Below are 14,593 nucleotides of genomic sequence, written 5' to 3'. Positions count from 1 at the left end.
CGAAGGGCGGCAGACCTGCCGCCCTCGTCTGGCTTACGGTTTCGCCGGCGTCTCGGTTACCGTCTTGCCGGACGGGTTGCCGAAAAACCGGAAGAAATCCGAGTCCGGCCGCAGCAGGAAGCGGGTGTCGCTCGCCTTCAGCCCGTTCTCGTACGCCGTCATCGAGCGGTAGAAAGCGAAGAAGTCGGCATCCCTGCCGTAGGCTTCGGCGAACAGGCGGTTACGCTCGGCATCGCCGATACCGCGCGTCTGCTCGGCCTGCGACCTTGCTTCTGCTTCGATCACGGTTGCCTCGCGGTCGGCCTTGGAGCGGATCTCCTGGGCCTTCTGGCCGCCCTGAGCGCGGAACTCGGCGGCTTCGCGCTCGCGCTCGGTCTTCATGCGCTGGTAGACCGCCTGGCTGTTCTGCTCCGGCAGGTCGGCGCGCCGGATCCGGACGTCGACGACCTGGATGCCGTAGCCGTCGGCCTCGCGATCGAGCTGCTCGCGGATGCGCTGCATCAGCTTCTCACGGTCGTCGCGCACCACGTTGATGAAGGTAACCTCGCCGAGCACGCGGCGCAGCGCCGCGTTCAGGAGCGTGGTGAGCTGGATGTTCGCAGCCTGGATCGAACCGATGCTCTGATAGAAGCGCAGCGCGTCCTTGATGCGATAGCGTGCGAAGGCATCGACCACGAGCCGCTTCTGGTCGGACGCGATCGCTTCCTGCGACGGGTTCTCGAGGTCGAGAATCCGCTTGTCGATGTTGATCACCGAGTTCCACGGCGCCTTGAAGTGCAGGCCTGGATCGGTGACGACGTCGACGGGCCGGCCGAACTGCAGCACGATGGTCTGCTCGGTCTGCTGGACCGTGAACAGCGACATGTAGCCGACGACCACGACGAGCAGGAGGCCGAGCAGCGTGACGATACCTGTGACCGGGGATCTCATCGGTTGCCTCCGCTCGACTGCTGACCGGCGGCGGCCGGGCGCTTGGTCGTCAATTCCGGAAGCGGCAGATAGGGCACGACACCCTGGCCGGAGCGGCCGGCGTCATAGACGAGCTTTTCCGCGCCGCCGAGCACGCGCTCCATCGTCTCCAGATAGATCCGTTCACGAGTCACGTCGGGCGCCTTCTTGTATTCCTCGTACACCTTCAGGAAGCGCGAGCTCTGGCCCTTGGCCTCGGCGACCGTCTGTTCCTTGTAGCCTTCGGCGGCCTGCAGAATCTGCGCCGCACGTCCGCGGGCCTGCGGCACGACCTGGTTGGCGTAGGTCTGCGCCTCGTTTTGCAGCTGCTCGAGATTGGCGCGCGCCGCCTGGACGTCGCGGAAGGCGTCGATCACCTGGGCCGGCGGGTCGACCTTCTGCATCTGTACCTGACTGATCTGAATGCCGGCGCCGTAGCTGTCCAGGGTCCGCTGGATCAGTTCCTGCACGCCCTGCTCGGTCACGTTGCGCGCGCCGGTCAGGATCGGCTGGATCTGCGACCGGCCGATCACCTCGCGCATCGCGCTCTCTGCGACCGCCTTCACGGTGCCTTCAGGGTTCTGGATGTTGAAGAGGAAATTGCCGACGCCGTCCGGCTTGATGCGCCAGAGCACGGTGAAATCGACGTCGACGATGTTCTCGTCGCCGGTCAGCATCAGGCTCTCTTCCGGCACGTCACGAATGGAGCGGCCGCGTCGCGCCGGATCGTCGATCACCGTCATGCCGATGGAGATGGTGGAGACGCGCAGCGCCTTGGGCAGCAGCACCGTCTCGATCGGATAGGGCAGATGATAGTTCAGGCCGGGCTGCACGGTGCGAACATGCTTGCCGAAGCGCAGCACGACACCGAGCTCTTCGGACTGCACGCGGAAGAAGCCCGACAGCAGCCAGAACGCGACGATCAGCAGCACGATCAGCGTGATGCCGATGCCGGAGAAATAGCCGCCCGGCATGATCTGCTGCAGGCGGTCCTGGCCGCGCCGCAGAAGGTCTTCCAGATCCGGCGGCCTCGGCCCGACCGGTTGCGGGCCTGAGCCCCATGGTCCCTTTGGACCCGAGCCCCATGGGCCACCGCCCTGATTCTTCCACGGCATTCGACGCTCTCCTCGGCAGGGTGGATTGTCCCCGCCCGCTTTGTCCGGTCCGGCTTTATAGGGGACAGGCAAGTCCCTTACAACGTAACCCCCGCCGCCTTTCGAGCTAAGCTCGGGGGCAGAAAAGTCAATGTTAACATTGGCAAATGCGGTTAATGGCGGGGCCGCCGACGATATGTCACATAGGAGAAATCGGCGCTGTCGTCGCCTCCGCCAGGATGGCGGACACGCGCGACCTCGTCCCACTTCGCCCTGTCGATGTCGAAATGCGTATCGCCTTCGGGGCGCGCGTGGACTTCGGTGATTTCGAGGCGATCGGCGCGATCGAGCCATTGCCGAAAGATTTCGGCACCGCCGATCACCGCGATTTCAGTGACCGAACGCCGCAGGGCATCGCCGCGCGCAACCGCGTCCGCATCCGCCGCCGATGTCGTGACGATGGCGCCTGCGGCGCGATAGTCCACGTCGCGCGTGATCACGATATTGGTGCGGCCCGGCAGGGGACGGCGGGGCAGCGATTCGAAGGTCTTGCGGCCCATGATCACGGGCTTGCCGATCGTGAGGGCCTTGAAGCGCGCCATGTCGGATTTCAATCGCCACGGCATCGCGTTGCCCGCGCCGATCACGCCGTTCTCCGCGATCGCGACGACGAAGACGATTTCCATCAGGATGTGCTCCCGGCAAGCTGCGTCAGCGCCGGCCCGGACAGGCGGCACAGCGTCCAATCGTCCATCATGACGGCGCCGAGCGATTTGTAGAACGCGATCGACGGCGCGTTCCAGTCGAGCACCGCCCATTGCAGGCGCGCCCAGCCGTTGTCGACGCACTCCCTCGCGAGATGGACAAGCAACGCCTTGCCGAGACCACTGCCCCGATGCGACGGCCGCACGTAGAGATCCTCGAGATAGATGCCGCGGCGGCCGCTGAAGGTGGAGAAATTCGTGAACCACACCGCGAAGCCGACGGCGTCACCGTTCCACTCGGCGATTGCGCAATGGAGTTGCGGCCTGTCGCCGAACAGCGCGTCGGCGATGTCGGCCTCGGTCGCCTCGACCTCGTGTGAGAGTTTTTCGTATTCGGCAAGCTCGCGGATGAAGGAGAGAACGAGCCCGGCTTCGCCCGGGCGCGCGCGGCGGATATTGAGCGACATGGGTGCTAGACCGCAACTTCCGCCTTGATGTGCGGATGCGGGTCGTAGCCGACGAGCTCGAAATCCTCGAAGCGGAAGGAGAAGATGTCCTTCACGTCAGGATTGATCCGCATCACCGGCAGCGGACGCGGCGCGCGGGTGAGCTGGAGCTTTGCCTGCTCCAGATGGTTGGAATAGAGATGGGTGTCGCCGAACGAATGCACGAAGTCGCCGGGCTTCAGGCCGGTGACCTGCGCAACCATCATCGTCAGCAATGCGTAGGAGGCGATGTTGAAGGGCACGCCGAGGAAGACGTCGGCCGAGCGCTGATAGAGCTGGCAGGACAGCTTGCCGCCTGCGACGTAGAACTGGAACAGGCAATGGCACGGCGGCAGCGCCATCTTGTCCACCTCGGCGGGATTCCACGCCGAGACGATCAGGCGGCGCGAGTCCGGGTTGCGCTTGATCATGTCGACCACGTTCGCGATCTGGTCGATGCTGCGGCCGTCAGGCGCCGGCCAGGAGCGCCACTGATGACCGTAGACCGGGCCGAGATCGCCATTGGCGTCCGCCCATTCGTCCCAGATGGTGACGCCGTTGTCCCGCAAATATTTGATGTTGGTGTCGCCCTTCAGGAACCACAACAGCTCGTGCACGATCGCCTTCAGCGGCAGCCGCTTGGTGGTCAGCATCGGGAAGCCGGCGGACAGATTGAAGCGCATCTGATGGCCGAACACCGACAGCGTTCCGGTGCCGGTCCGGTCGGTCTTCTCGGCGCCGTCTGAAAGAATCCGCTCGAGCAGGTCCTGATACTGGTGCATGTGCGACTGAGCCTTTGGGAAGGCGGCGAACTTAACGGCCGCCCCCGCGCTGCAACAGCGGCGATTCGCTGTTCGCACCGATTATACCCGGAAAATTGAGTGTTTCTGGAGCAAACGACAAGGGGCGGAACTCGACGTTCCGCCCCTCGCCTATCAGCTTGATCTCGCTGGGCTAAGTCGCCGGCTTGAGCACCGGGCTCCACTTTGCGATCTCGCTCTTGACGAGCGCCGCCAGCGCTTCCGGCGTGCGATCCTTGGCGGCCGGAATGACGCTGCCGAGGTCGAGCAGACGCTTCTTCACGGTCTCGTCGTCGAGCGCCTTGATGGCAGCGGCGTTCAGGCTTGCGATGATCGCGGGCGAGGTTCCCTTCGGGGCGAATATCGCGTTCCAGGCCTGGGCCTGGAATTTTGGCAGGCCGGCTTCCGCCGTCGTCGGGACGTTCGGCAGGGACGGGTTACGCTCGGCCGTGGCGATCGCATAGGCCTTGATGGTGCCGGCATTGATCTGCGGAACGGCGTTGACGATCTGGTCGCACATGTAGTCGACCTGTCCAGCCACCAATGCGTTCATCGCGGGGCCGGTGCCGTTGAAAGGCACGCCGACCGGCTTGATGTCGAGGATGGAATGGAGGAGCTCGCACGAAACGTGCGAAACCGAACCGACGCCGGCATGCGCGGCGTTCACCTTCTCGACGTTCGCCTTCACATAGGTGACGAATTCGTTGAGATCCTTCGGCGGAAAGTCCTTCCGCGCGAGGATCAGGATCGGCGTGCCCGCGAGCAGCGCGATCGGCTCGAAGTCCTTCTCGGGATGATAGGCAAGCTTCGGATAGAGCGGCACCGAGGCGGCATGCGTTCCCATATGCCCGGTGATGAGCGTATAGCCGTCATTGGCCGCACGCGCGGCGCGCGTGGTGGCGGTGGTGCCGCCGGCGCCAACCACGTTCTCGATGATGATGCTCTGTCCGAGAGTCTGCGCCATGTGCCCGGTGACAATGCGCGAGATCACGTCCGTCGGGCCGCCGGCCGCGAACGGCACGATCATGGTAATGCTGCGCGTCGGATAGGTCTGCGCCTCAGCCGTTGCGATGAAGCTGCCGAGCGCTGTGAGCGCTGCGGCACATGCGCCCGTAAGCGCGCGAATGAACGTCATGACGTTTCCCCTTTGGACATAATTAAAATGCCGGCCCAAAGGCCGGCATTTCCATTTCACGAAGCCGTAACACAAGTCGATTCGACTTCCGAATGCGGCGCGCCGACGCAGGACCTCAGTTCTCGGACTCGGTGAACACCTCGTCGCGCTTGGCGCGCAACGCCGGTAACACCGTAAGGATAAGCAGACCCGCCGCGACCGCCAGCAGCACCGCCGACAACGGACGCGTCAGGAAGACGCTCCAGTCGCCGCGCGAGATCAGCAGCGCACGGCGCAGGTTCTCTTCCATCAACGGTCCGAGCACCATGCCGAGCAGCAGCGGCGCCGGTTCGAAATCGTGCTTGATCAGCCAGTAGCCGACGAGACCGAACACGCCGGCGAGGATCACATCGACCGGTGCGTTGTTCACCGAGTAGATGCCGATCGCGCAGAAAATCACGATCGAGGGGAACATCAGCCGGTAGGGGACGCGGAGCAGACGGACCCAGATGCCGACGAGCGGCAGGTTGATGATGATCAGCATCAGATTGCCGATCCACATCGAGGCGATCATGCCCCAGACGAGGTCGGGTTGCTTCTGCATCACCTGCGGGCCCGGCACGATGCCGTGGATGGTCATCGCGCCCACCATCAGCGCCATCACGGCGTTCGGCGGGATGCCGAGCGTCAGCAGCGGGATGAACGAGGTCTGCGCCGCAGCGTTGTTGGCGCTTTCCGGCCCCGCCACGCCCTCGATCGCGCCGCGACCGAACCGCGACGGGTCCTTGGCGAGTTTCTTTTCGAGCGTATAGGCGCCGAACGATGCGATGGTCGCGCCGCCGCCGGGCAGGATGCCGAGGATCGAGCCGAGCACGGTGCCGCGCAGGATCGCGGGCGTCGAGTCGATCAGATCCTTCTTGGTCGGCATCAGGCCGGTGATCTTCTGCTGCACGAGATCGCGGCTCATTTCGGCGCCGGCGTCGAGATTGCGGATGATCTCGGCAAAGCCGAAAACGCCCATCGCCACCGTCGCAAAGCCGAGGCCGTCGGCGAGCTCCGGAATGTTGAAGGCCATGCGTGAGGCGCCGGTCTCGATGTCCGAGCCGACCATGGAGAGCAAAAGGCCGAACACGATCATCGCGATCGCCTTCAGCACGGAGCCCTTGGCCAGCACCACCGCGAAGATCAGGCCGAGCACCATGAGCGAGAAATATTCGGCCGGGCCGAACGCCAGCGCGAGTTTGGTGAGCGGCGCGCCGAGGACGGCAATCAGGACGGTCGCGACGCAGCCGGCGAAGAACGAGCCGATCGCGGCGATCGCCAGCGCCGGGCCGGCGCGGCCTTGTCTCGCCATCTGGTGGCCGTCGATGGCAGTGACGACCGACGTCGCCTCGCCTGGTATGTTGACCAGGATCGACGTGGTCGAGCCGCCATATTGCGCGCCGTAATAGATGCCGGCGAGCATGATCAGGGCGCCGACCGGCGGCAGTCCGAAGGTGATCGGCAGCAGCATCGCCACCGTTGCGATGGTGCCGATGCCCGGGAGCACGCCGACCAGCGTCCCGACCAGGGCGCCGATCAGACACATCAGGAGGTTGATCGGAGAGAACGCGACGGCGAAGCCGTGAGCGAGGTTGGCAAAGATATCCATCACACCCTCACTGGATCATAAAACGCGGATACATCGGCATCGGCAGCCCGAGCACGTATGGAAACAGGATTGCGCAACCGATCGTCAGGCAAGCGCCCACGATCACCGCCTCCACCCAGCGCGTCTCCTGCGATCCCGTCGCGGCGATCATGAAGCTCGCGAAGGCCGTGACCACGAGGCCGAGCGGCCGGATCGCCAGCGCGAAAAACAGAATCGCCGCCACCACGAACAATGGCCCCCGCCATGAATAATGGGCCATTGCCGGCCCATCGGTCAGAAGACCGGTCAAGGCGATGCCGGCGGACAAGGCGACCAGCAGGCCGCCGAACATTCGCGGCGCGGTGCCCGCGCCGAAGGAGAAGCCCCGCATGCCCTGCAAGTCGCTCCCTGCCCACAGCGCGAACAGGGCGACCGCCATCAGGACGACGCCGCCGACATAATCTTGGGCCGACCTGATGCTCATGAACAGCGTGAGGATTGCGACCACGAACAGCGGATAGGAATAGATCAGCGCCAGCAGGACCTCTGACGACATCTTCTTGGTGCCGCCGCCAAGCGATCCGAACATCGCGCTGGGCGCGCCTGCGATCAGCGCCGCCGCGTGGCTGGTGACGACCGTCGCGGGGCCGCGGCCGGTCCCCCAGCCGAAGATCGTCCCGATCGACCAGATCAATTCGAAAATCTGCGGCGCAATCGCCAGCAGACAAAAGCCGAGCGCCAACCGCGTGTTTCGGGTGGTCGTCGCTGAGTGGCCCATCGTGTCGGCCATGCATGTCTCCTCCGCGACCCGTAAGTCACGAGCACTGTTGTTCTAAATCAGTTGGAACTGGATCCCCCGCCCCGACCATTGCCTAGCGATTTTCGTTACACAATGCCAGCAAAACCCAACAAGCCCCCGGCGAGCAAAAGCCAAAGAGGATTGATGCGCGAGACGGATGCGATCACCGCAACCATTGCGGTCAGAAGCACCGCAACAATTGTGCGATCGGTCGACTGGGCCAGGATCAGAGCGCTCGCCGCCATCAATCCGATCGAGAGCGGAACCAGCGCAGCCTGAATCAATCCGGGCCAGCGCGATTGGCTGGGCCGATTCAGAAGCCGGCTGACATAATAGGCAAGCAGGGCCGTCGGCAGGCACATCGCCAGCGTCGCCGCCAGCGCCCCGGGGATCCCGGCGACGGCATAGCCGATTAAGGTCACGATAAGAACGTTCGGACCTGGCGAGAGCTGCGCGATCGCATAGGCATCAGCGAACTGCTTGTCGGTCATCCAGTGATGCACCTCGACCGCAATGCGGTGCATCTCCGGCACCGCCGCCGCGGCGCCGCCGACCGCGAACAGCGACATCAGACCGAAGGTGGAGATCAGCACCCAGATCGGGTTCTCGGCGTTCATGCTGCTACTTTCCGCCGCAGGAAATAGGTGGCGCCGATACTCACGGGGATTGCGACCAGCAGCACTGCCTGAAGCGGCAGGCGGAGCAGGCCGATGGCGGCGAACACACCGAGCATCAGGGTGAGCGCGACGGCGTCCATCCGCTTCAACAGCGGGGTCATCATGCGGAAGACCACCGCGATCAACAGGCCCACCGCCGCACAGGAGATGCCGGCGAGGCTGCGGCGCAGCAGCTCCAATTCGCCGAACTGAGCGTAGATGATCGCGAGCCCGGTCATGATGAATGTCGGCGGCAGCAGCAGGCCGGCAAAGGCGGCCACTCCCCCGGCGACCCCCCGCAGTCGGGCGCCGAACACCATCGACAGATTGACGATGTTGGGCCCGGGCAGGAAATGGCAGAGCGCGAAGGTCTCGTTGAACTCGTCGGCGGTCATCCAGCGATGCTGCTCGACGATGGCCCGCCGGGCAAACACCAGCACGCCGCCGAAACCGGCCAGCGACATCCGGGCGAACGCCAGGAAAAGCGCGACCAGACCTGGCGGCGCGGCAGCGAGGTCCGGCTCCTGGTCCGAGTCCTGGACAGCCGGTACTGAATCCGGGGACATGTCAGGAGCTTAGAACAGGGGTCGCGCCACGGCCAAGCGCATCCGGAACCTATCCAAAGGGAACCGGACGCAATCCACGCCAAACCCCTGTCTTTCGAAACGTTTGCCCCCTATATTGGGGGTGCCGGTTCGCCGGCTATGGAAATAAACGGTCGTCGCAATAAACCATTCGGACCCGGGGGCGGTACCCGGCGCCTCCACCAAAGCCCACGCGGGGCATACCCTAGAAGCGGGTTTTGGCGGGGGCGAAATAGGATCGACGAGGGCGTAAAGGGCGAACTTTTTCCCGGTATTGTTCCGCCGTTATCGGGCTACTGCAATAGTTGCCAACGACAACTTTGCTCCGGTTGCTCAGGCTGCGTAACGCAGTTTGAAAGACCGACTTAAAGTCCTAACGGGTTAAGCTCCGTTAGGCGGGGTTCGGAGGCACCTGGCAACAGAAGCCTCCACTTTAATCTCGATTTCTTCCCCGGCGGGGACTCCTGCTGACCCGTCAGGCGCGGTACTATTGCGGCTTGGCGAGTCGGGCCGGCACGGTCCGGCTTCGGGGATGCAACAGGACCACCATGGCGACCGATCATATCCGATACGATGTGCTGGCCCGCGACGCGCTGCGCGGCGTGCTCCGGAAGGTTTTGACCGACGCCGCGGCCCACGGCCTGCCGGGCGAGCACCATTTCTTCATCACCTTCGTGTCGAAGGCCGAGGGCGTGAAGCTATCGTCGCGGCTGCTCGCGCAATATCCGGAAGAAATGACGATCATCCTGCAGCACCAGTTCTGGGATCTGACCGTGCTCGAGGACCGCTTCGAGGTCGGCCTGTCCTTCGGCGGCATTCCTGAGCGGCTGATCGTGCCGTTCAGCGCCATCAAGAGCTTCCTCGATCCGTCCGTGAAGTTCGGCCTGCAGTTCGACACGTCCGATGTCGCCGAGGTCGCGCCCGAGACGCTGCCGGCGGCTCCCGCGCCGTCGGCCGTCGCGGTGCAGACGCCTTCCCCTGAAACGGCGGAAGGCACGGAGGAGCCGGCGGCCCCGAACCAGGGCGGCGCCGAGGTCGTTCGGCTCGATCGTTTCCGCAAGAAATGATCTAGGTTGGCCGCGAAGCCGTCGCACCCGGCCAGACTGTCTATATAGAAGAGCACATGAAGAGGCCGCGCGGCATCTCGCGCGGCGGAATGGATGTGCTCATGGCCAAAGTTTCCCGCTCGAAGACCGCCCGCCCCGCGACCCGCATCGAGACCGACAGCTTCGGTCCCATCGAAGTCACCGCTGACCGCTATTGGGGCGCGCAGACTGAACGTTCGCGCCAGAACTTCCGGATCGGCACGGATCGCATGCCGATCGCGCTCGTACACGCGCTCGGTATCGTCAAGCTCGCCGCAGCGCAGTCCAACCTCGAGCTCGGCCTGCTCGACCGGCGCCGGGCGGACGCCATCATCCGCGCCGCGCGCGAGGTGATCGACGGCAGACTGGACGATCATTTCCCGCTCGTCGTATGGCAGACCGGCTCCGGCACGCAGACCAACATGAACCTCAACGAGGTGATCGCCAACCGCGCCAACGAGCTCTTGGGCGGCGAACTCGGCGCCAAGAAGCCGGTGCATCCCAACGACCACGTCAACATGAGCCAGTCGTCGAACGACTCTTTCCCGACCGCGATGCACATCGCGGCCGCAAGCCGCATCAATGCCGATCTCATCCCTGCACTCGGCGAACTGCTGCGCGCTCTGCGCAAGAAGGAGAAGGAGTTCTCGAAGATCGTGAAGATCGGCCGCACCCATACCCAGGATGCGACGCCGCTGACGCTCGGTCAGGAATTCTCCGGATATGCGGCGCAGATCGAGAGCGGCATCGCCCGCCTCAAGGTCGCGGTGAAGGACCTCCATCCGCTGGCGCAGGGCGGCACCGCCGTCGGCACCGGCCTCAACTCGAAGCCGCGCTTCGCGAAACTGTTCGCAAAGCATGTCGCCGGCATCACGAAACTGCCCTTCACCAGCGCCGCCAACAAATTCGAGGCACTGGCCTCGAACGATGCCTATGTGCTGGTGCATGGCGCCATCAATTCGGTGGCGACGGGCCTGTTCAAGATCGCCAACGACATCCGCCTGTTGGGATCGGGCCCACGCTCCGGCCTCGGCGAGCTGATCCTGCCGGAGAACGAGCCGGGCTCCTCGATCATGCCGGGCAAGGTCAACCCGACGCAATGCGAGGCGATGACCATGGTGTGCTGCCAGGTGTTCGGCAATCACACCGCGATCACGGTCGCCGGCAGCCAGGGCCATTTCGAGCTCAACGTCTACAAGCCCGTGCTCGCCTACAACATGCTGCACTCGATCCGCCTGATGGCGGATGCCGCGCGATCCTTCACCGAGCATTGCGTCAGCGGCATCCGCGCCGACGAGAAGCGGATAAGCGAGCTGATGCAGCGCTCGCTGATGCTGGTGACGGCGCTCGCCCCGAAGATCGGATACGACAACGCCGCCAAGGTTGCCAAGACGGCGCATGCCAACGGCACCACGCTGAAGGAGGAGGCGCTGCGGCTCGGCTTCGTCTCGGCGGATGAATTCGACCGCCTGGTGCGCCCGGAGAAGATGACCAGCCCGGGATAAATTCCGAATTCCGATAGGCATCCGTAATGATACGGACGCTCGGCGCCCAGAAATATGCAGTTTTGGGGGCGGGATTTGATTACCGTCAATGTTCCGGCGGGACGGCGTGCTACGCAGCCTTTCCGCCCCCCTCGACAGGGCGAAATTCATCGTTTGATGGCCCGAGGGGCCGATTGACGAGGACGAGCGAATGGCGATCAAGTCTTGTGGGGCGCAAAGCGGCACCCTGTTTCTGAATGTTTCATCCAGCCTGAAGAGGATCGGATGATGGAGACGCGGCATGGGGAACGTCATCAACCTGAATCGCTTCCGGAAGCGCGCCGAGCGGGAAGCCTCGGCGAAACAGGCGGACGCCAACCGGACGAAGTTCGGTCGCACGAAGGCGGAACGGTCGGCGGAGGAGACGCGCGCGGACAAGGCGAAGGCGCACCTGGATCAGCATCAGATCGATCGCGAGGAGCAGCCATGAAGTCGCCGGTCGTGAAACGGTCGATCGTCGTCGCCGGGCACAAGACCAGCGTCAGCCTCGAAGAGGCGTTCTGGAACGGCATGAAGGAGATCTCGGGCCTGCGCAACATGACGTTGTCCGAGCTGGTCGGCGAGATCGACAACAATCGCCAGCAGGGCAACCTGTCGTCGGCGATCCGCCTGTTCGTCCTGGACTACTTCAAGAGCCGGGCCATGGCCGCCCAGCCGGACAAGATCCCGGCCCAGTAGCCGCCGGGCCGCTTTCCCCGGCGCCCGGCAATCTGCACTTTAAAATCACTCTAAGGTGCAGTTTCGGCCGACCCCGCCGCTTGACCTCAATACCCTGCGTTGAAATTACAGGGCATGACCGACACCAATGACACGCGCCCGCACATGCCGCTGGGTCTGGCCCAGCGCGGCTACACCGGCGTCATCCAGCATCTTTCGGCTCGCGAGGCCGGCTCTGCGCTCTCGGACATCGAGCTCGAGAGTCGCCTGATCGAGCTCGGCTTCGTCGAGGGCGCACGGGTCGAGGTCCTGCACGAAGGGCTGGTCGGGCGCGACCCCATCGCCGTGCGGGTCGACAGCATCACGATCGCGGTCCGCCGCCGCGAAGCCATGGCCATCATCGTCGCTTAGATAGCGGCCGGACCTCTGATCCCGGACCAGTGATTCCATGGAATTACCCCTGCTGCATCTCGCCCTGGTGGGCACGCCGAACAGCGGCAAGACCTCGCTGTTCAACGCACTGACAGGCAGCCGGCAGAAGGTCGCCAACTATCCCGGCGTCACCGTCGAGCGCAAGGAAGGCTTCTTCGTCACGCCCCTGGGACGCCAGGTCTCGGTGGTCGACCTGCCCGGCACCTATTCGCTGCGCGGCCGCAGCCCGGACGAGGAGATCACCCGCGACTTCGTGCTCGGCAAGGCCTCCGGCGAGACGGTGCCCGATCTCGTGCTGTGCGTGGCCGATTCGACCAATTTGCGGCTGACCATCCGCCTGCTGCTCGAGCTCAAGCGCACCGGACGGCCGATGGTGCTCGTGCTCAACATGTTCGACATCGCCGCCCGCCGCGGCATCACCGTCGACGTCGAGCGGCTCGCCAAGGAGCTCGGCCTGCCCGTGGTCACCTCGATCGCGGTGCGCAAGGGCGGCACCACCGATCTCCTGAAACTGACCGACGATATCTCGGCGAAGCTCGCCGCCGAGGCGGAGGCGAACAGCTGGCGCGCGCTCAGCGTCTCCGAATTGCGCGCGACCCAGCGCGAGGCCGACCGCATCATCGCCGACTGCGTCAGCCTGCCTGCCAGACCCGACACCTGGACCGGGCGGATCGACCGGGTCGTCCTGCATCCCGTTGGCGGCCTCATCGTGCTGGCGCTGATCCTGTTCGTGATGTTCCAGGCGGTGTTCGCCTGGGCGCAGCCCCTGATGGACCTGCTCAACTCCGGCTTCGATGCGCTGGGCGAGCTCATCCAAGCCACCCTGCCCTCCGGCCTTCTGCAGAGCTTCCTTCAGAACGGCGTGATCTCGGGCGTCGGCAGCGTGATCGTGTTTCTGCCGCAGATCATCATCATCTTCCTGTTCATCCTGCTGCTGGAAGATTTCGGCTACATGGCGCGCGCCGCGTTCCTGATGGATCGCATCATGGGCGGCGCGGGGCTGCACGGCCGCGCCTTTATTCCGCTGCTGTCGAGCTTTGCCTGCGCCATTCCCGGCATCATGGCGACGCGCGTCATCGACAACAAGCCCGACCGTCTGACGACGATCCTGATCGCGCCGCTGATGACCTGCTCGGCGCGCATTCCGGTCTACACGCTGATCATCTCCGCCTTCATCCCCGCGAAGGACGTCTGGGGCTTCATCAACCTGCAGGGCCTCGTGATGTTCGGCCTCTATGCGGCCGGCATCATCAGCGCGCTGGCTGTCTCGTTCCTCATCAAGTTCTTCATGCTGCGCGACTATGCTCCGGCGCCGTTCATGCTGGAGCTGCCGGACTACAAGATGCCGCGGCTGAAATCGATCGTGATCGGCATCTACACCCGCGCCAAGATGTTCCTGGTGCGCGCCGGCACTACGATCTTCTCGATGATGGTGCTGATCTGGTTTCTGGCCTCGTTCCCGCAGCCGCCGGCGGGCGCCACCGAGCCGGCCATCGACTTCAGCCTGGCTGCGATGATCGGCAAGGCGCTCGAGCCGCTGCTCGCCCCCGTCGGCTTCAATTGGCAGATTGCGGTGGCGCTAATCCCCGGCATGGCGGCGCGGGAGGTCGCGGTCGCCGCGCTCGGCACCGTCTACGCGATCGAAGGCGGCAAGGAAGCGGCCGAGCAGATCGGGCAGGTGCTGGCGACGAAATGGTCGCTCGCAACGGCGCTGTCGATGCTGGCCTGGTACATCTTCGCCCCGCAATGCGCCTCGACGCTAGCCGTGATCCGGCGCGAGACCGGAAGCTGGACCTGGATGGCCGTGACCTTCACCTACATGCTGGTGCTGGCCTATGCCGCGAGCCTGCTGACCTACAACGTCGCGGTCGCGTTGGGGGCGGGCTAGGCCCCCTTCAAACAAAAACTGCGAAAACAACCCCATGCACCGTGGACGGGGGTTGTAAAATCAATGGCTTACGCGAGCACGAAAATCATCCGACCGCAGATGACGGACCGGTTGACCCGTCGGGCAAAACATCAGCACGCTGGCATGATCGACCTCAGCGGCATCCAACTGGC

At 64.4% G+C, this 14,593-nt stretch carries 16 protein-coding genes and 1 other RNA gene; 7 read left to right on the top strand and 10 right to left on the bottom strand.

Annotated features, from left to right (window positions below; genetic code table 11):
- Nucleotides 1-33: 33 nt before the first annotated feature.
- The 10 genes from hflC to RX330_RS07525 all read right to left on the bottom strand — a co-directional run bounded on the left by hflC (nt 34) and on the right by RX330_RS07525 (nt 8,796).
- Entirely contained in the window at nt 34-930 is an 897-nt protein-coding gene (gene hflC / locus RX330_RS07570) for a protease modulator HflC (RefSeq protein ID WP_212080689.1), read from the bottom strand.
- The gene (gene hflK / locus RX330_RS07565; protein WP_212080688.1) at nt 927-2,063 is read right to left on the bottom strand and encodes an FtsH protease activity modulator HflK; all 1,137 of its coding nucleotides are present in this window, start codon (nt 2,061-2,063) and stop codon (nt 927-929) included. Before hflK ends, hflC begins: the two co-directional genes overlap by 4 nt.
- A 152-nt stretch (nt 2,064-2,215) precedes the next feature.
- Entirely contained in the window at nt 2,216-2,728 is a 513-nt protein-coding gene (locus RX330_RS07560; protein WP_317242577.1) for a dihydrofolate reductase, read from the bottom strand.
- Entirely contained in the window at nt 2,728-3,213 is a 486-nt protein-coding gene (locus tag RX330_RS07555; protein WP_317242576.1) for a GNAT family N-acetyltransferase, read from the bottom strand. The genes RX330_RS07560 and RX330_RS07555 overlap by 1 nt, the downstream gene beginning before the upstream one ends.
- Nucleotides 3,214-3,218: 5 nt before the next feature.
- Nucleotides 3,219-4,013 carry a thymidylate synthase gene (locus RX330_RS07550; RefSeq protein ID WP_212080685.1) on the bottom strand — a complete coding sequence of 265 codons (795 nt, stop codon included), beginning with the start codon at nt 4,011-4,013 and terminating at the stop codon, nt 3,219-3,221.
- A gap of 172 nt (nt 4,014-4,185) precedes the next feature.
- Nucleotides 4,186-5,166 (bottom strand): tripartite tricarboxylate transporter substrate binding protein BugD, encoded by a 981-nt coding sequence (locus RX330_RS07545; RefSeq protein WP_317242575.1) that lies wholly within the window; start codon nt 5,164-5,166, stop codon nt 4,186-4,188.
- Nucleotides 5,167-5,281: 115 nt separating this feature from the next.
- On the bottom strand, nt 5,282-6,796 hold the full coding sequence (locus tag RX330_RS07540; protein WP_317242574.1) for a tripartite tricarboxylate transporter permease: 1,515 nt from the start codon (nt 6,794-6,796) through the stop codon (nt 5,282-5,284).
- Nucleotides 6,797-6,803: 7 nt separating this feature from the next.
- Nucleotides 6,804-7,565, bottom strand: coding sequence for a tripartite tricarboxylate transporter TctB family protein (locus RX330_RS07535; protein ID WP_212080682.1), 762 nt, complete (start codon nt 7,563-7,565; stop codon nt 6,804-6,806).
- Nucleotides 7,566-7,660: 95 nt separating this feature from the next.
- Nucleotides 7,661-8,191: a chromate transporter gene (locus tag RX330_RS07530; RefSeq protein ID WP_317242573.1), complete on the bottom strand. Its 531-nt coding sequence runs from the start codon at nt 8,189-8,191 to the stop codon at nt 7,661-7,663.
- Entirely contained in the window at nt 8,188-8,796 is a 609-nt protein-coding gene (locus RX330_RS07525; RefSeq protein ID WP_317242572.1) for a chromate transporter, read from the bottom strand. Before RX330_RS07525 ends, RX330_RS07530 begins: the two co-directional genes overlap by 4 nt.
- Before the next feature lie 84 nt (nt 8,797-8,880).
- Between RX330_RS07525 and ssrA the strand changes: the two genes are divergently transcribed.
- The 7 genes from ssrA (at nt 8,881) to feoB (ending at nt 14,420) form a co-directional block, all read left to right on the top strand.
- Nucleotides 8,881-9,247, top strand: a transfer-messenger RNA (tmRNA) gene (gene ssrA / locus RX330_RS07520).
- A 115-nt stretch (nt 9,248-9,362) separates the two neighbouring features.
- Nucleotides 9,363-9,881: an SspB family protein gene (locus tag RX330_RS07515; RefSeq protein WP_212080679.1), complete on the top strand. Its 519-nt coding sequence runs from the start codon at nt 9,363-9,365 to the stop codon at nt 9,879-9,881.
- 89 nt (nt 9,882-9,970) lie between these two features.
- On the top strand, nt 9,971-11,404 hold the full coding sequence (gene fumC, locus RX330_RS07510; RefSeq protein ID WP_317243857.1) for a class II fumarate hydratase: 1,434 nt from the start codon (nt 9,971-9,973) through the stop codon (nt 11,402-11,404).
- 280 nt (nt 11,405-11,684) lie between these two features.
- Nucleotides 11,685-11,873 (top strand): DUF4169 family protein, encoded by a 189-nt coding sequence (locus RX330_RS07505; protein WP_018640859.1) that lies wholly within the window; start codon nt 11,685-11,687, stop codon nt 11,871-11,873.
- Complete coding sequence (locus RX330_RS07500) at nt 11,870-12,121, top strand: ribbon-helix-helix domain-containing protein (protein ID WP_212080678.1); 252 nt, start codon at nt 11,870-11,872, stop codon at nt 12,119-12,121. The genes RX330_RS07505 and RX330_RS07500 overlap by 4 nt, the downstream gene beginning before the upstream one ends.
- Nucleotides 12,122-12,235: 114 nt before the next feature.
- Entirely contained in the window at nt 12,236-12,511 is a 276-nt protein-coding gene (locus tag RX330_RS07495) for a ferrous iron transport protein A (protein WP_018319701.1), read from the top strand.
- A gap of 37 nt (nt 12,512-12,548) precedes the next feature.
- The gene (gene feoB / locus RX330_RS07490; RefSeq protein ID WP_317242571.1) at nt 12,549-14,420 is read left to right on the top strand and encodes a ferrous iron transporter B; all 1,872 of its coding nucleotides are present in this window, start codon (nt 12,549-12,551) and stop codon (nt 14,418-14,420) included.
- The last annotated feature ends 173 nt before the right edge of the window (nt 14,421-14,593 follow it).

Source organism: Bradyrhizobium sp. NDS-1 (genome assembly GCF_032918005.1).
Classification (GTDB): Bacteria; Pseudomonadota; Alphaproteobacteria; order Rhizobiales; family Xanthobacteraceae; genus Bradyrhizobium; species Bradyrhizobium tunisiense.
Note: the sequence above shows the minus strand (reverse complement) of the source record. Positions and strands in the feature narration are given on the sequence as shown.